This is a genomic window from Kribbella sp. NBC_00382, assembly GCF_036067295.1.
Taxonomy (GTDB): domain Bacteria; phylum Actinomycetota; class Actinomycetes; order Propionibacteriales; family Kribbellaceae; genus Kribbella.
Map to the genome: position 1 here is coordinate 401,775 of NZ_CP107954.1, position 14,521 is coordinate 416,295.

At 66.7% G+C, this 14,521-nt stretch carries 20 protein-coding genes; 6 read left to right on the top strand and 14 right to left on the bottom strand.

Features of this window, described 5'->3' with window-relative positions; translation table 11 throughout:
- Positions 1–2 precede the first annotated feature (2 nt).
- On the top strand, positions 3–953 hold the full coding sequence (locus tag OHA70_RS01905; RefSeq protein ID WP_328327807.1) for an ABC transporter ATP-binding protein: 951 nt from the start codon (positions 3–5) through the stop codon (positions 951–953).
- A gap of 16 nt (positions 954–969) precedes the next feature.
- Here OHA70_RS01905 and OHA70_RS01910 read toward each other — a convergent pair whose 3' ends face one another.
- The 10 genes from OHA70_RS01910 to OHA70_RS01955 form a co-directional block, all read right to left on the bottom strand.
- Positions 970–1,281, bottom strand: a complete 312-nt coding sequence (locus OHA70_RS01910; RefSeq protein ID WP_328327809.1) for a hypothetical protein — start codon at positions 1,279–1,281, stop codon at positions 970–972.
- Positions 1,278–1,895 (bottom strand): hypothetical protein, encoded by a 618-nt coding sequence (locus tag OHA70_RS01915; RefSeq protein WP_328327811.1) that lies wholly within the window; start codon positions 1,893–1,895, stop codon positions 1,278–1,280. The genes OHA70_RS01910 and OHA70_RS01915 overlap by 4 nt, the downstream gene beginning before the upstream one ends.
- A gap of 294 nt (positions 1,896–2,189) precedes the next feature.
- On the bottom strand, positions 2,190–2,501 hold the full coding sequence (locus tag OHA70_RS01920) for a hypothetical protein (protein WP_328327813.1): 312 nt from the start codon (positions 2,499–2,501) through the stop codon (positions 2,190–2,192).
- Between the two features lie 45 nt (positions 2,502–2,546).
- Positions 2,547–2,858, bottom strand: a complete 312-nt coding sequence (locus tag OHA70_RS01925; RefSeq protein WP_328327815.1) for a hypothetical protein — start codon at positions 2,856–2,858, stop codon at positions 2,547–2,549.
- Positions 2,855–3,658: a hypothetical protein gene (locus OHA70_RS01930; protein ID WP_328327817.1), complete on the bottom strand. Its 804-nt coding sequence runs from the start codon at positions 3,656–3,658 to the stop codon at positions 2,855–2,857. Before OHA70_RS01930 ends, OHA70_RS01925 begins: the two co-directional genes overlap by 4 nt.
- A gap of 239 nt (positions 3,659–3,897) precedes the next feature.
- Positions 3,898–4,737: an alpha/beta hydrolase gene (locus tag OHA70_RS01935; RefSeq protein ID WP_328327819.1), complete on the bottom strand. Its 840-nt coding sequence runs from the start codon at positions 4,735–4,737 to the stop codon at positions 3,898–3,900.
- Entirely contained in the window at positions 4,734–5,576 is an 843-nt protein-coding gene (locus OHA70_RS01940) for an alpha/beta fold hydrolase (protein WP_328327821.1), read from the bottom strand. The genes OHA70_RS01935 and OHA70_RS01940 overlap by 4 nt, the downstream gene beginning before the upstream one ends.
- A gap of 121 nt (positions 5,577–5,697) precedes the next feature.
- A complete protein-coding gene (locus OHA70_RS01945) occupies positions 5,698–6,591 on the bottom strand; it encodes a RecB family exonuclease (protein ID WP_328327823.1) in 894 nt (297 codons plus the stop codon).
- Positions 6,592–6,598: 7 nt separating this feature from the next.
- Positions 6,599–7,216 (bottom strand): MarC family protein, encoded by a 618-nt coding sequence (locus tag OHA70_RS01950; protein WP_328327825.1) that lies wholly within the window; start codon positions 7,214–7,216, stop codon positions 6,599–6,601.
- Complete coding sequence (locus tag OHA70_RS01955; protein WP_328327827.1) at positions 7,213–8,097, bottom strand: PHP domain-containing protein; 885 nt, start codon at positions 8,095–8,097, stop codon at positions 7,213–7,215. The genes OHA70_RS01950 and OHA70_RS01955 overlap by 4 nt, the downstream gene beginning before the upstream one ends.
- A 79-nt stretch (positions 8,098–8,176) precedes the next feature.
- Here OHA70_RS01955 and OHA70_RS01960 point away from each other — a divergent pair, with 79 nt between their 5' ends.
- Both OHA70_RS01960 and OHA70_RS01965 read left to right on the top strand, forming a co-directional pair.
- On the top strand, positions 8,177–8,593 hold the full coding sequence (locus OHA70_RS01960; protein WP_328327829.1) for an NUDIX hydrolase: 417 nt from the start codon (positions 8,177–8,179) through the stop codon (positions 8,591–8,593).
- A 42-nt stretch (positions 8,594–8,635) separates the two neighbouring features.
- On the top strand, positions 8,636–9,493 hold the full coding sequence (locus OHA70_RS01965) for a GNAT family N-acetyltransferase (protein WP_328327831.1): 858 nt from the start codon (positions 8,636–8,638) through the stop codon (positions 9,491–9,493).
- Here OHA70_RS01965 and OHA70_RS01970 read toward each other — a convergent pair.
- Positions 9,419–9,853: a DUF4267 domain-containing protein gene (locus OHA70_RS01970; protein ID WP_328327833.1), complete on the bottom strand. Its 435-nt coding sequence runs from the start codon at positions 9,851–9,853 to the stop codon at positions 9,419–9,421. The two genes, OHA70_RS01965 and OHA70_RS01970, sit on opposite strands and share 75 nt — an antisense overlap.
- An 88-nt stretch (positions 9,854–9,941) precedes the next feature.
- On the opposite strand from OHA70_RS01970, the gene OHA70_RS01975 reads away from it, so the two are divergent.
- Entirely contained in the window at positions 9,942–10,487 is a 546-nt protein-coding gene (locus OHA70_RS01975) for a TetR/AcrR family transcriptional regulator (protein WP_328327835.1), read from the top strand.
- Positions 10,488–10,549: 62 nt separating this feature from the next.
- On the opposite strand, the gene OHA70_RS01980 is transcribed toward OHA70_RS01975, so the two are convergent.
- From OHA70_RS01980 to OHA70_RS01990, 3 genes are all read right to left on the bottom strand, one after another.
- A complete protein-coding gene (locus tag OHA70_RS01980; RefSeq protein ID WP_328327837.1) occupies positions 10,550–10,954 on the bottom strand; it encodes a hypothetical protein in 405 nt (134 codons plus the stop codon).
- Positions 10,955–11,018: 64 nt separating this feature from the next.
- Complete coding sequence (locus tag OHA70_RS01985; protein ID WP_328327839.1) at positions 11,019–11,435, bottom strand: hypothetical protein; 417 nt, start codon at positions 11,433–11,435, stop codon at positions 11,019–11,021.
- 16 nt (positions 11,436–11,451) lie between these two features.
- The gene (locus OHA70_RS01990; protein ID WP_328327841.1) at positions 11,452–12,039 is read right to left on the bottom strand and encodes a histidine phosphatase family protein; all 588 of its coding nucleotides are present in this window, start codon (positions 12,037–12,039) and stop codon (positions 11,452–11,454) included.
- A gap of 127 nt (positions 12,040–12,166) precedes the next feature.
- Here OHA70_RS01990 and OHA70_RS01995 point away from each other — a divergent pair, with 127 nt between their 5' ends.
- Both OHA70_RS01995 and OHA70_RS02000 read left to right on the top strand, forming a co-directional pair.
- Positions 12,167–13,210: a LacI family DNA-binding transcriptional regulator gene (locus OHA70_RS01995; RefSeq protein WP_328327843.1), complete on the top strand. Its 1,044-nt coding sequence runs from the start codon at positions 12,167–12,169 to the stop codon at positions 13,208–13,210.
- 13 nt (positions 13,211–13,223) lie between these two features.
- On the top strand, positions 13,224–14,516 hold the full coding sequence (locus OHA70_RS02000) for a sugar ABC transporter substrate-binding protein (protein ID WP_328327845.1): 1,293 nt from the start codon (positions 13,224–13,226) through the stop codon (positions 14,514–14,516).
- Positions 14,517–14,521: the final 5 nt, after the last annotated feature.

Sequence of the window (14,521 nt, forward strand, 5' to 3'; positions counted from 1 at the left end):
TCGTGTCAGTGATCGAACTCTCCAATGTGTCCAGGGCTTTTACCGTGTCGAGCCGGGTGGGGCTTCGGCGTACCAAGCGGGAGGTGCGCGCGGTCGACGGGCTGAGCTTCACCGTCGAACCGGGCGAGGTGATGGGCTACATCGGTCCGAACGGCGCCGGCAAGTCCACCACGATCAAGATGCTCACCGGCATCCTGGTCCCAACCGGCGGCTCGATCCGGGTGGCCGGTGTCGACCCGTCACGCAACCGCCTGCGCCTGGCCAAGCGCATCGGCGTCGTCTTCGGCCAACGCACCACCCTGTGGTGGGACCTACCTCTGAAGGACTCCTTCGCCGTACTCCAGAAGATGTACGGTGTCCCCCGCGACCGACACCGCGAGAACCTGGCCACCTTCGTAGAGCTCCTGGACCTAGGCGACCTACTGGACGTCCCCGTCCGCCAACTCTCCCTAGGCCAACGCATGCGAGGCGACATAGCCGCCGCCCTCCTACACGACCCCGAGATCGTCTACCTGGACGAGCCGACCATCGGCCTGGACATCATCAGCAAGTCCCGCCTCCGGGAATTCCTGGCCCAGGTCAACAAAGAACGCGGCACCACCATCATCCTCACCACCCACGACCTGGACGACATCGAAGCCCTCTGCTCCCGAGTCATGGTCATAGACCACGGCCATCAAGTGTTCGACGGCACCCTAGACGTCCTCCGCTCCAGCCAATCCGCCCCCCGCACCCTGATCGTCGACCTGGCCACCTCCCTGCCGCCCATCAACATCCCAGGCACCACAGTCACCAAAACCGAAGGCCCCCGCCAACACCTAACCTTTCCCCCCACCACCAGCGCCGCTCCCCTGGTAGCCCAGATCGCCGCCACCTACCCCCTGGTAGACCTCTCCATCTCCGACCCCACCATCGAATCCATCATCGCCCGCCTCTACGCCACCACCCCCTAACCACCTGCCCACCTGACTACCGCAAATCCGCCACCACACTCGCAAAAACCTGCTCGGGGTCGAATTGCTCAGGGTCGGATCGCCACCGAGCCAGGGAGTCCGCCATCAACTCTTCGTCAACGGGGTCAAGTCCGGCGTCGATCATCGCCTTGGCCTTGGCGACAGTGATCTGCTCGTACTGAAGATCCTGCGCCATGAAGAAGTCGTCGCGCAGACCGTCGTTCAGGTGGAACTTGCCGGTGTTCGGCACATAGCTATAGATGTCCTCGGCAAGCAAAGCCGCGACCCACACGAACCGCTCACCATCCCGGACGATATAGAGACTCATCGTTCCATCGTGTCCTTCCTGAGGTTCTGTTGACGTTCGGGGCGTGTCACCCGACCGTCCTGGGGTCCGGCATCGGCGATCGGTGTGGCCACGCGACCGAGGCCGTACCCGCGTACCTCCACCTTGCACTCTCCCAGCGTGTTCAGGTCGGCCAGTCCGTCAGGTGGCGCAAGGCTCGCCGACAGTCGGACGCACTCGGCCCTGGCGATGTCACGCTCCTGAGGAGAACGCCTTCGATCACGCTCGGTCTCGTACAGCTTCGTGGTCGACTCCTTGACCGCCACGGACCGAGGGGTATGGACCTGAACCTCGACGCGCTGCCCACCCGGGGTGCGCCAATCGAGATGCAGCCCTTTGTACCGGCTGCGTTCGACGTAGGAGTTCCGGACTCTCGTCAGCTGCCAACCTTTGGCTTGCAACTCCTGCGTCACGCTCTCGGCCAGTTCGACGAATCGCGCGGCTTCGGTCAGGTACGTGTACCTCAGCAAGTCCTCCACCTCCGGCGCTTGCCCCTCCTTGTCCACCCGTCCAGCCAGCTTCCTGGCAAGGGATTGCGGCGACTTGAGTCGATGCTCCAACTGATACATCGAACCTCCTTTCGGCGCCGCCGCCACCAGATCCCCCGTGGCCAGATCCACACTCCGCCCAAGTTCATCCAGCTGCCTCAACGCCGCCCGAGTCGCCACCACCCCGAACTCCCGAGCAATCTGCTCCGCCGTAGGAAGCCTCTCCCCCCAATCCAACGGATACTCCGCCGAGTACCTAGCATGCAACTCCCAAGGCTCCGGAAGCCCTTCCAGACTGGGTGGAGTGGGCGGCATCTCTTCCCCCTGACTAGATCGACACTTCGACCGTAGTCAGCGCGGAGACAGCCGTGGGGGTGGAGATTTGGATCTGTGGATAACCCGTCAGGGATTGAACCCAGCAGCCATGGAGAGGACTTCGACGGGATCAAGGGGCTTCGGGTCGGCGCGCCATCTGGCCAGTGCGTCGGCGTAGTCGTCCTCATCCATCGGGGTGATCTCGTTGTCGATCAGGCGCCGCGCCTCGGCGCTGCCGATCGGCTCGTAGCTGAAGTACCGCTCCATGTAGAAGTCATTGCGCAAGGCGTTGTTGTTGTGGAACTTCCCGGTGTTCGGGACATACCCGTACATGATCTCGTGGGCCAAGGCCGCCACCCAGACGGGCCCGTCATCGCCCGTGACCAGATAGAGCTTCATCGGCCAAACCCATCTCGTGTCGTCATTGTCATCGCGACAACCCGCTCAGGGGTTGAAGCCGGCGGCCATGGAGAGGACTTCGGTGGGGTCAAGGGGCTTCGGGTCGGCGCGCCATTCGGTCAGGGCTTCGGCGTAGGTGGATTCGTCGAGGCGGCCGAGGTCATCGTTGATCAGACGTTGGGCCTGGGCCGTTCCGATCTCGGTGTAGCTGAAGTGGCGTTCCATGTAGAAGTCGTTGCGTAGGGCATTGTTGTCGTGGAACTTGCCGGTGTTGGCGACGTAGCTGTACATGACTTCGTTGGCCAGGGCAGCCACCCAGACCATCCGATCGCGTTCCTTCACCAGGTAGAGCTTCATCGCTGGATCCCGTCGCTTCTGGTCGCTGTCGGCCTCTGGCTTGCGTCCGGATGACCGGCGTCCACAGCCTTCCCCGACGAGTTCGACTTCGTCTGTTGCCGGGAGTCACTGTAGTTGTTCACCTCGACAGGCTGCCCGCCCAGCGCCTGGAGGTTGTCGATGCCGCGCGGAGCCACAAGGGTCGCCGACAGCCGGACGCACTCCTGGCGCGCCACGGCCCGCTGCCCGAGGGTTGCGTCGGCGCTGCGCTCGATCTCGTAGTACGGGGTGGTCGCTTCCTTGATCTTCGCCGACGCGAGCGAATGGAACTGCACCTCGACCAGGTCTCTCGACCGAGCCACGAAGTAGGTGTGGATTCCTTTGTACCGTGAGCCTTCGGTGTACGAATGCATCGCATAGGTCATCCGCCACCCGGCTCTGTCCAGCTCGTCGGTGGTCTGCCGAGTCGTCGTGACCAGCGGATCGGGGTGTTCGGTGAGCACGGTGTAGCGGAGAAGGTCATCAGGTGGCAGCTCCCGGCCGGACCGCTGGGCGTCCCGGAGCTTTCGAGCCAGCGATTGTGGTGACTTGATCCTGGACTGGAGTTGGTACGCAGCGCCGTCAGGACCGATGGCGGCGCAGAACTCAGCCGTTACCAGTGGCTCGGTGGCAACGGCGTGCTCCAGCAATCGCAGGCTCCGCTCCGTGGCGGCGGCGCCGTACCGAGCTGCGATCTCAGCAGTGGTCGGCAGATCAGTACCCCAATCGACTGGTCCGTGCCTCGCGAAGGCGCGCAGTAGGTCGCGTGGTTCGGGTGGCATGCGGTCCCCCTGATTCGGTCGATGGTTCGACCGTAGTCAGAGGGGAGGGAGCTGTGGGGTGTGTTTTCGGATCTGTGGATAACTCGTGCCGGATTCCACACCGCGGCCCGAGCGCGCGGCACCTCGTCAACCACAGGCCGAAGGAGCGCACTGTTCTTTGTTCTTTGTTCTTTGTTCTTTGTTCTTTGTTCTTTGTTCCTTGTTCCTTGTTCCTTGCTCTTTGTTCCTTGCTCTTTGCTCTACGTGAGTTCGGCTTCTAGGACTTGGGTTAGGAGGGTGGCGAAGGGGGTGGGGTGGCTGGCGTAGCCGGTGTGGGGGCCGGGGAAAGTTACTACTGGCCAGCCTAGGTGGGTGGAGAGGGTGGCTATGGGGCGGGCGGGGAGGTGGGCGGCGGCTTGGCGGCCGGCGGCGGGGACGATTTTGTTGGTGTGCGGGAGGAGGGCTGGGAGGTTGGGGCGGTAGGTGGTGAAGGGGAGGAGGTTGTGGGCGAAGAAGGTCTCGGTGTTTGTTTGGGTGCGGTCCAGGAGGTCGCGGTATTCGGGGCGTAGGTCTTCGGGGGCGGGGAGGTCGTCCTCGTCCAGGCCGGTGCCCCCGGCGTACAGGAGTTGGGCCATGGGGGCGCCTTCTCGGAGGTACGTTTCGTGGACGTCTTCGAAGAAGGCTCGGGCGTCGGTTGCGTCTGGCAACAGTTCTACGCACGGGGGTTCGTGGGCTACGAGCATGCGGACGCGGTTTGGGTGGTGGGTGATCAGGTCGAGGCCGGTGATCGCGCCGGTGCCCGTACCGAAGACGAAGGCGGGGGCATTTGGAGACAGCAGGTTGATTAGGGCTAGGGCGTCTGCTGTTCCTGCGGCTACTACGTCACCTGTCGGCTTACCGGCGTACTGGCTGCGGGAGTTGCCTCGGGGGTCGTAGGCGACGACTGTGTAATTGGTCGCCAGCAGGTCGATCATGCTGTCGAAGGCGCCTGCGTCGCTGTCGCCGTCGGCGATCAGGAGGAGCATCGGGCCTGTGCCGGTGACCTCGTAGTGGAGGGTCGCGCCGGGGACGGGGAGCAGGTTCAGGGTGCGGGCGGTCATCGCAGGGCTCCTGTCAGTACGCGCTGCAGCAGCGTGGCGAACTCGAACGGGTCGCTCGTATAACCGCCATGCCCACCAGGGAATGCGATGACATCCCAGCCGACGCGTTCGGCCAGCGCAAGGATCGGTTCGGCAGGCAGTACCTTCGACGACTCGCTGCCGACGGCCGGTACGAACTTGTCCTCCAGCTCGACCAGCGCGGCGACGTCCGGCACATAGCTCGTGAACGGCAACAGCTTGTGCGCATAGAAGATCTCGCCGTTGGCATCCATCCGCTCGACCACCTCGCGGAACTCCGGCGGCAGCTCCTCGGCCGGCGGCGGCTGGTCGTCCCCGTCCATCCCGATCCCGCCGAGGAACAACTTGTCCGCGGCCACTCGCCCGTCCCGCCGGTACGTGTCGTAGACCGACCGGAAGAACGCGCGCGCCTCAGTTGCATCTGGCAACAGTTCGACGGCGGGCGGCTCGTGGGCGATCAACAAGCGGATCCGGTCCGGGTGGCGGATCAGCAACTCCATCGCAGTGATCGCTCCGGACGAGCTTCCGAACACGTACGCCGACTCGCCACCGGCGACCGCGTCGAGCACGGCCAGCGCATCCTCGGCGGCCACATCGACACGCTCGTCGGCCGGCTCACCGTCGTACGGGCTGCGTGAGTTGCCGCGCGGGTCGTAGGCGACGACCGTGTACTGCGCGGCGAGCTGCGGCACGATGCCGTCGAACACCGCCGTATCGGTACCGCCCCCGGCGATCAGCAACAGGACCGGCCCACTGCCGGTCATTTCGTAGTACAGCGCAGCACCGGGCACTGCCACCCGGCCAACGGTCTTCACAGTCATCCAGTCACCCCTCAGCTCCAGCCACCCTCACTTCGAAAAGGTGGTGACTACAGACTGCTGAAGAGCGCTGGTACGCCGCGCACATCCGGCTGGCATGACCACACCAGCCGTGACAGCGGGGTCAGCCGACCTCGGCGACCGGTACTTCGGAGTCGGTGTCCTCGAGCGCGGCCCACGGGTCCCGCGGCGGCGCGACCCGGCGACCCTGAGGGCAGATCCGGGCGAAGTCGCACCAGCCGCACAACGCGGAAGGCTCCGGTGGGAAGTACTCGTCCGCCTCGGCAGGCGTGAGCCCGGAATGCCAACGCCCCTCCGCGGCCGCAGCGTCGTCCGCGATCGACTCGGCGCGACGCTGGTGCCGGGCCAGCGAGGCATCGTCATGGTCGGCCGCGGCGACGGTATTGGTCGGCAGGTGATGCAGCTCGACCCGCGTCGACGGCCGACGCAGCACACGCCGGGCGCCCAGGACATAGAGCGCCATGGCGAGAGACGATCGCGCATCCGTGCTGGTCAGCGGATGGCGGCCGGTCTTGTAGTCGACGATGACCAGCTCGGTCCCGCCGCTGCCGTCGCGGGCCGGGCGCTCGTCGATGCGGTCGACGCGTCCGCGCAGGCTGGCGCGCTCCGTGGTGAAGCCGACGGTGCGCTCGACCCCGAGCGGTTCGTAGTACGGGTCGCTGTCGGTGAGGTAGCCGAGGACCATCTCGGTCGCGCGTTCGCGCCAGGTGAGCGCCTGCTGCTCGTCGCGGAATCCCTCCTGCCGCCAGCTCGAGCGGATCTTGGCGACGACTTCATCCGGCGTACGCCGGGACGCCGGCCACCGTCCGAAGAACTCGGCGAGCACCTCATGCACGATCCCGCCGACCGTGTTGTGCGCCCACGGCGGACCCTTCGGCGGGCGCGGCGTCTCGAGGTAGGTGTACCGGTACTTCCGCTTGCAGTCGGCGAAGTTGAGCAGCTTCGTCGGGGTCGCGACGAACAGCTTCGCCGGCATCCCGGGCAGCGTGTCGTTCACCAGACCGTCAGCTCGCCTTGATGAAGTCCGTCACCGCATCTGCCACCAGTTGCACGGCGATCGCGCTCAGCAGCAGCCCCGCGATCCGGGTGACGAGCAGAACCCCGTTCTCCCCCAGCACCCGCATGATCAGCCCGGAGAACCGTAGCGTCAGCCACATCACCAGGTGGATCAGGATGATCCCGACCGAGATCGCGACCACATCCGGCAGCGAACCGTCGGCCCGCTGGACGAACACCATGGTCGCGACGATCGCGCCCGGCCCGGCCAGGAGCGGTGTGCCGAGCGGGACGAAGGCGATGTTCACGTTCTTCGTCTGGACCGGGTCCTCGGCGGTGTCGGTCAGCAACTGCAACGCGATCAGCAGGAGCAGCAGCCCGCCCGCGCATTGCAGCGCCGGCAGCGTGATGTGGAGACGAGTCAGGATCTGTTGCCCGAAGGCCGCGAACGCGACGATCACGCCGAATGCGACAAGTACCGCCTGCCAGGCGGCCTTCTTCCGTACCGCGCGTGACTGGCCCGCCGTCAGCGAGATGAACACCGGCACGGTGCCCGGCGGGTCCATGATCACGAACAGCGTGACGAAGACCGAGCTGAGCAGCGAGAGGTTGATGATGCTGTTCACGGCAGGTAGGCCTCGGGCACCGTCGCGTCGGGGGCGGCGGCCGCGTTCGACTTGGCGACGTCGAGCAGCCGCTGGAACTGCTCCGGTTCGGTCGTGTTCACACCTAGGTCGTGGTCGATCTTGCCGACGCCGTGGTGGTCGCTCGAGCCGGTGTAGATGATGCCGAGGTCGTTGGCGATCGCGCGTAACGCAGTACGGGACTCCGGCGAGTGGTCCTGGTGGTCCACCTCGATGCCGGCCAGGCCGTGCTCCGCGACGAGCTGGGCGATCCGCTCCGCGTCCATCACCTTGTAGCTGGAGCGGCCCCACGGATGGGCGATCACCGGTACGCCGCCGGCGCCGCGGACCAGGTCGATCGCGTGGCCGGGCTCGATCGCGTAGTGCGAGACGTGGCCCGGACGCCCGTCGGCCAGGAACCGGTCGAACGCCTCACTCCGGTTGGCGACCGTACCGTTGGCGACCAGCGCGTCGGCGACATGCGGGCGGCCGACGGACGGCGTCCCGGTCGCCTGGGCGAGCACCTCGTCGACGGTCAGTGCGACGCCCAGACCGTTGAGCCGGGCCACGATCGACGGCAGCCGGTCGGTACGCCCCTCGCGGACCGTGGCCAGCTCGCGGGCCAGCGGTACGTACGACGGATCGGGCAGGTACCCGAGCAGGTGCACGCTGATGCCGTCCAGCTTGCAGGAGATCTCGATGCCCGGTACGAAACCGATCCCGAGATCCTCGGCGGCACGGCGGCCCTCGCCCCAGCCGTCGGCCGTGTCGTGATCGGTCAGCGCGATCACGTCCAGGCCGTCCCGCTTCGCGTGTGCGATCAGGACGTCGACCGGGTCGGTGCCGTCCGAGCGGTTCGAATGGGTGTGCAGGTCGATGCGCACGAGTGATCGGGATCCCTTCTCTGGACAACTGTCAGCAGTGATGCTATCGGTGCTTGCCCTCCGCTCTATCGTTTTCCACATGGAACTGCCGCCGGATGGCGAACGGGTCGAGTGTGTCGGGGCTCTTGTGTATGACGAACAGCACCGGTTGCTCGTCATTCAGCGCGCCAACGAGCCTGGTCGCGGACTGTGGTCGTTGCCGGGTGGGCGGGTCGAGCCGGGTGAGGACGATCCGACCGCGGTGGCCCGGGAGGTCGCCGAGGAGACCGGGCTGACGGTCGAGGTCGGTGAGTTCGTCGGCGAGGTCGAGCGGGACGCCCCGAACGGCAAGCTGTACGTGATCCGCGACTACCAGGCGGAGTCGGTCGGTGGCACGCTGACGGCCGGCGACGACGCGCTGGACGCCCGCTTCGTGAACCGCGAGGAGTTCGAGAACCTCCCCACATCGACGCTGCTCGCCTCCACCCTGGCCCAATGGAACGCCCTGCCGGGGTAAATAGGTCGAACACCCTCGACTGGTTGGCCGACACTGGCAAGCATGGATGACGCGGAGCTGGTCCGGGCGATCGAGGAGAACGCGGCCGAACTGCTGCTGGCGATGGGCACAGCCGGCGGCGGACGCCAGCGGCCTGGCGGTGGGCAGGAGCCGGGTGGCGGCGCTGCTCGGCGGGAGCCGGGTGGTGGGGAGTCGCTGGCTGGCGATGGGGTGCGGTGGAGTATTGGTGGGTCGCCGCTCGACTATCACAACGCGGTGGTCGGTTGCTCGGTCGAGGACGGTGCTGCGGCGGACCTTGTGATCGCGGAATCCCTGCAGGAGTTGAGGGATTTCGGCGTACCGGGGTGTTGGCATGTCGGGCCGTCTATGCGGCCGTTGGATCTTGGGGAGCGGCTACTCGCCGCTGGCTTCTCCTATGGCGGGCCTGAGCCCGGTATGGCGCTCCGGCTCGCTGAATTGCGTGAGGCGGAGGCGGCCGGGTTGCGGGTCGAGCGGCTGACGGAGGTCGATGGGCTGACGGTCTGGGCTCAGACTCTGGGTCGCGGCTTCGGTGAAGGCGTGAAGGAAGCCGAGTGGGTGGCTTCGGTCTATCGCCGGCTCGGGGTTGCCGATCCGTGGCGGCACTACGTCGGCTATCTCGCCGATGAGCCGGTGGCCACGGCGACCGTGTTCCTGGCGGCCGGTGTCGCCGGGGTGTACTTCGTGATGACGGTGCCCGAGGCCCGGCGGCGCGGGATCGGCGCAGCGATCACGGCCGCCGTACTACGGGAAGCGCGGGACTCAGGTCTGGAGTACGCCGTGCTGGGGTCCTCACCAGCCGGGCACTCAGTTTATGCGGGCCTCGGATTTCGGGAGCTCTGCGCCGTCCACCTGTACGAACGGGCGCTCCCGGAGGAGTAGGACGGCGACGGCCGCGACGATGACGGCGGTCAGGCCGTGGATGCCGAGCGCGGTGGCGACCGAGCCGCCGTGGGTGAGGACGGCGATCATGTCGACCACTGGGACGAGCGTGACGAGGGCCATCGCGATGCCGGTGGCGCGGCGCTGGCCGAGCGCTAGCAGGACCAGCAGGTTGAGACCCATGAAGAGGTCGCGACCCGCCTTGACCATGTAGTAGCCGCCCGCATTGCCGGTCGGCCAGGGGTGGATCCCGAATCCGCTCGCGGCGCCCAGCGGGTTGAACAGGAAGTTCAGACCGAAGCTGATCGGCGCCAGCGCGAGGACGACGGTGAGGATGGTGGTGATGCGGCGAAGGGTCATCTCAAGCTCCAATTTCTAGCGCTGCTAACTTTCATAGCGACGCTAGCATTGCAGTCGCTAGAATGTCTAGCAGTGCTAGGATCGGCACATGCCAGCTGAGCAGAGGAAAGCGAAGGCGCGCCAGGAGCGCGGCCGTCTGATCGTCGCGGCCGCCCGGGAGCTCGCCGAGGCGGAGGGCTGGGAGGCGGTCACCACCCGCAAACTCGCCGACAAGGTCGAGTACAGCCAGCCGGTGCTCTACAGCCACTTCAAGAACATGGACGCGATCGCCGCCGCGGTCGCCCTCGAAGGCATCGAAGAACTCGGCACCCTGTTGTCAAGGGCGCAGGGGCTGCGCGGTCTGGCAGATGCCTACCTGTCCTTCGCCGCCGAGCATCCCGCGCTCTACCAGGCGATGTTCGTCCGCCCCACCAACCTGACTTTCGCCACCGGCGACATCCCACCCAGCCTCCGAGCGGCCTTCGCGACCCTGCGCGCAGGCGTCACCCCCTATGCCAAGGACGACGCCGAAACCCTCACCGAACTCTTCTGGAGCTCTCTCCACGGCCTGGCCACCCTGCAAGCCGGCTCCCGCCTCCGCCCCGACCACCAACACCACCGAGTCAGCCGCCTGATCGCCCTCATCACCGGCTGACTGATCTGCCCCCATCGGCTGACAGCTCTGGTCCATCGGCCGACGGGCTGCCCATCGGCTGATCAGCGTGGAACGTCGACCCGGCTGAGCACGCCGCCGGCGGGAGCCAGCCGGATCGACTCGCCACAGTCACAGTCCTTGCCGCTCGGCCGGCGCAGACTGACCGAGCCGCTGAACGAGTCCGTCCGCCGCGCACCCCGATACACGTCCAGCCGAACCGACTTCGCGTCGTAGATCGCGCCCCCGATCCACACCGTCGGTGTTTTGCCCGCTGCCGCTGCCTCCCCCGTCAGCGGGACCGGATCCGCACAGACGTCGTCGAGGCAGACCCGCACCGAGGTGGAGCCTGCCCGCAACGCCGACACCTCGATCTGCCCCGACGGCCCACACGGACTGCAACTGATGCGGTTGTCGCAGGCGGCAAGCGCGAGGGTCACGGCTACCAGTCCGAGCAGCTTGCGGCGCATACCTCCAGTGTGGGGCGACTGGAGCTCACTCCACGGCGTCGCCACCGTACAAGCCGAGCTTCGGTCAACGCGTCGGACCGCTGCATTCCGATCCTTTGCAGGTGATCAGCGCACCGCCCGCGCCCGGAGCCAGCGACCGCTGTTCGCCACAGTCACAGCTCTTCCTGTCCCCGTCCGGGGGCCGCAGCGAGAGCACGGTCTGGTAGGTGTCGGTGACCTTGCTTCCGCGATAGACCAGCAGCTTCACCAGAGTGGGCTCGTCGACGGGCTGCCTGACCGGCACCGAGGGGAGGCCATCCGCGATCGGGCGAACCTCGCTGCAGCCGAAGCCGACGCAGACCTGGAAAGCAGTGCTGCCCGTCCTGAGGGAGCTCAGATAGATCTCCAACTGACTGCCGCCGCACGGGCCACAAGATATGCGGTTGTCGCAGGCGGTGACGGCGAGAGTCAGGGCTATCAGTCCGAGCAGCTTGCGGGGCATGGCTTCAGTGTGGGCGTCAGGCGTTCCACTGGTGGATGGCCGGCGAGCCTCTTTCCCAGCCGAGGATGGAGATGGTGGCCGTGTTGAGGACGAAGTGGCGGCCTTCGGTGACTTCCAGTTCCAGCCAGCGCGCGGTCAGGGCCCGGAGGGCGTGGGAATGACCGAAGACCAGGACGTCGCCATCGACCGCGGCGATGCGGGCATTGACCCGGTCCAGGCGGGCTGAGACCTGCGCGGGGGTTTCGCCGTTGGGCACCGGATCATCCCAGACTGTCCAGCCAGGGACCGTCTTGCGGATCTGCGCGGTGGTGATGCCTTCGTAGTCGCCGTAATCCCACTCGACCAGGTCGTCGTCGACCTCGGCCTTCGGGAAGCCTGCGAGCTCCGCCGTACGCCGGGCCCGCTGGCGCGGGCTGGTGAGGACGAGGTCGAAGTCGTGGCCGGCCAGCCGCTCGGTCAGCGAGGCCGCGATCCGCTCGCCCTCCTCGGTCAGCGGAAGGTCGGTCGTCGACGTGTGCCGGCCCGACTTGCTCCACTCGGTCTCACCGTGCCGAACCAGCCAGAGCCGGTCCTTCCGCTCCGCTGACTCTGCGTGTGTGCTCACCGGAACATAGTCGCAGAACCGCGATCCACCCACCGCGAGCCCTTGACCAACAGCACCGAACCAGGGCAAGGTCGGAAACTGTAAGCGCTTCCACTTTGCCGTACGACCGACGTGAGGAGACCGACGGATGGCGTCCGGACCGACCGCCAAGCCGGCCACGATCTACGACGTCGCGGCGCTGGCGAAGCTGTCGATCGCGACCGTTTCGCGTGTCCTGCAAGGGACCGGGCCGGTATCGGCGAAGGCGAGGGCCCGGGTCGACCAGGCGGCGCACGAGCTGAACTACGTGCCACTGCGAGCCGCCCGAAGTCTCGCGGTGCAACGTCATGAGGCGCACGGGCTCGTGCTGCCCGACCTGGCCGGCCCGTTCTACGGCGATCTGCTGATGGGGTACGAGCGCTGGGCCGGCGAACACGGCCAGAGCGTCATCCTGACCGTCACCCACGGCAACCCGGATCCCCTGCGAAGCCTGCGGGACCTCGCCGGACGCGTGGATGGAATAGTTGTGCACGGCAACGCGCTCGACCGGCCGGCGGTACAGGATCTGCGGCGGGCCAACGTACCGATCGTGCTGGCCGCCCATCCGCCCGTCACCGGCTGCGATTCGGTTCGCACCGAGAGCGCCTCCAGCGCAGAGCAACTGACCAGCCGGTTGCTCGATCACGGGCGGAAGCAGTTGCTGTTCGTCGGCGATCCGGCCAGCTCGTATGACGTGTCCGAGCGGTACGCCGGCTTCTCGGCGGCCCTGCGCGCCCACGGGCTGGAGGTGCCGAAGCCGGAGCAGATGCCGTTGACGGAGGAGGCCGGAGCGGCCTTCGCCACAACGTTGCTGGCCGCAACGGGTAGCCGGGTCGACGGATTGGTGTGCGCCAACGACGAGTTGGCGTTGGCGATTCTCAAGACTCTGGGCGACGGGGGCGTCGCCGTACCGGGCGAGGTTGTCGTGACGGGGTGGGACGACGTGATGGCGGCTCGGTACGTGTCGCCGGGGTTGACGACCGTACGGCAGCCGATGGCTGAACTGGGGCGGTTGGCGGCTCAGCGGTTGCACGAGCGGATCACTGGGGAGCGGACGCGCGCGCGGAACGACGTACTGCTGACTGAACTTGTGCTGCGGGGCAGCTGCGGCACAGGACCGGGGGAAACACAGGCAACACGATCAACCGGTTGAGGAGAAACAACTGATGTTCACCCACACCACCCGCCGCCGACTGGTGATCGGCGGTGCGGCACTGACCGCGACCGCGCTGGCACTGACGGGCTGTGGTCGCTCCGCGGACAGCGGCGATTCGGCGCCCAAGGCAACGACGAGCATCGGCGACGGTCCCGCCACCGGCGAGCTGTCCGTGTGGGCGATGGGCACCGAGGGTGAGAACCTGCCCAAGCTGACCGCCGCCTTCGAACAGGCCAACCCGGGCGTCAAGGTGAAGGTCACCCCGATCCCGTGGGACGCCGCGCACAGCAAGTTCACCACCGCGATCACCGCGCAGACGGTGCCGGACGCCGCGATGGTCGGCACCACCTGGATGGGTGAGTTCGCCGACCTCGACGCGCTCGACCCGACCCCGGCCAGCATCGACACGAGCGGCTTCTTCGAGGGCGCCAACGAGACCACCAAGGTCGGCGAAACCAGCTACGGCGTGCCCTGGTACGTCGAGACGCGGCTGGTCTACTACCGCAAGGATCTCGCCGCCAAGGCCGGCATCACCACTCCCCCGACCGACTGGGACGGGCTCAAGGCGATGGCCAAGGCGATGAAGGAGAAGGCGGGCGCGAAGTACGGGATCAACCTGCAGCCTGGTGGTACCGGGTCGTGGCAGACCGTGATGCCGTTCGCGTGGTCGGCGGGTGCGGCCATCACCGGGGACGACCAGAAGGAGTTCACCTTCGACACCCCGGAGATGCAGGAGGGGCTCAAGTACTACCAGAGCTTCTTCACCGACAAGCTGGCCGGGACCGACCTGCCGCCGAACCAGACCGAGGCGCAGTTCGTCAGCGGCCAGGTGCCGATGTTCATCTCCGGTCCGTGGATGGCGGGCTCGGTCGCCAAGCTCGGTGGCGAGAAGATCAAGCCGAACATCGGTGTCTTCCAGCTGCCGAAGAACAAGACCGCGACGTCGTTCGTCGGTGGTAGCAACTTCGTCGTCTTCAAGAACAGCAAGAACAAGGACAGCGCCTGGAAGCTGGTGAAGTGGCTGTCCGATGCCAAGACGCAGGCGCAGTGGTTCAAGTTGTCGACCGATCTGCCGGCCGTGAAGAGCGCGTGGGAGGACCCGAGCATCGCGAGCGATCCGTTGCTGCCGGTGTTCGGCAAGCAGCTCGAGGACGCCAAGGCGCCGCCGGCGATCGTGAACTGGGAGCAGGTCGCCACCGCGTTCGACGCCGAGGTGGAGAAGATGGCCAAGTCCGGCCAGTCCCCCGCCGACACCGCGAAGGCGATCCAGACCAAGGCCGCGTCGATCGGCACCGGTAGCTGATCGAC

What these genes read in the sequence shown, in the direction of transcription:
- OHA70_RS01910 (WP_328327809.1), bottom strand. Translation starts at nt 1,281, where the DNA reads ATGAGTCTCTATATCGTCCGGGATGGTGAGCGGTTCGTGTGGGTCGCG.
- OHA70_RS01920 (WP_328327813.1), bottom strand. Translation starts at nt 2,501, where the DNA reads ATGAAGCTCTATCTGGTCACGGGCGATGACGGGCCCGTCTGGGTGGCG.
- OHA70_RS01925 (WP_328327815.1), bottom strand. Translation starts at nt 2,858, where the DNA reads ATGAAGCTCTACCTGGTGAAGGAACGCGATCGGATGGTCTGGGTGGCT.
- OHA70_RS01930 (WP_328327817.1), bottom strand. Translation starts at nt 3,658, where the DNA reads ATGCCACCCGAACCACGCGACCTACTGCGCGCCTTCGCGAGGCACGGA.
- OHA70_RS01935 (WP_328327819.1), bottom strand. Translation starts at nt 4,737, where the DNA reads ATGACCGCCCGCACCCTGAACCTGCTCCCCGTCCCCGGCGCGACCCTC.
- OHA70_RS01940 (WP_328327821.1), bottom strand. Translation starts at nt 5,576, where the DNA reads ATGACTGTGAAGACCGTTGGCCGGGTGGCAGTGCCCGGTGCTGCGCTG.
- OHA70_RS01960 (WP_328327829.1), top strand. Translation starts at nt 8,177, where the DNA reads ATGGAACTGCCGCCGGATGGCGAACGGGTCGAGTGTGTCGGGGCTCTT.
- OHA70_RS01965 (WP_328327831.1), top strand. Translation starts at nt 8,636, where the DNA reads ATGGATGACGCGGAGCTGGTCCGGGCGATCGAGGAGAACGCGGCCGAA.
- OHA70_RS01970 (WP_328327833.1), bottom strand. Translation starts at nt 9,853, where the DNA reads ATGACCCTTCGCCGCATCACCACCATCCTCACCGTCGTCCTCGCGCTG.
- OHA70_RS01975 (WP_328327835.1), top strand. Translation starts at nt 9,942, where the DNA reads ATGCCAGCTGAGCAGAGGAAAGCGAAGGCGCGCCAGGAGCGCGGCCGT.
- OHA70_RS01980 (WP_328327837.1), bottom strand. Translation starts at nt 10,954, where the DNA reads ATGCGCCGCAAGCTGCTCGGACTGGTAGCCGTGACCCTCGCGCTTGCC.
- OHA70_RS01985 (WP_328327839.1), bottom strand. Translation starts at nt 11,435, where the DNA reads ATGCCCCGCAAGCTGCTCGGACTGATAGCCCTGACTCTCGCCGTCACC.
- OHA70_RS01995 (WP_328327843.1), top strand. Translation starts at nt 12,167, where the DNA reads ATGGCGTCCGGACCGACCGCCAAGCCGGCCACGATCTACGACGTCGCG.
- OHA70_RS02000 (WP_328327845.1), top strand. Translation starts at nt 13,224, where the DNA reads ATGTTCACCCACACCACCCGCCGCCGACTGGTGATCGGCGGTGCGGCA.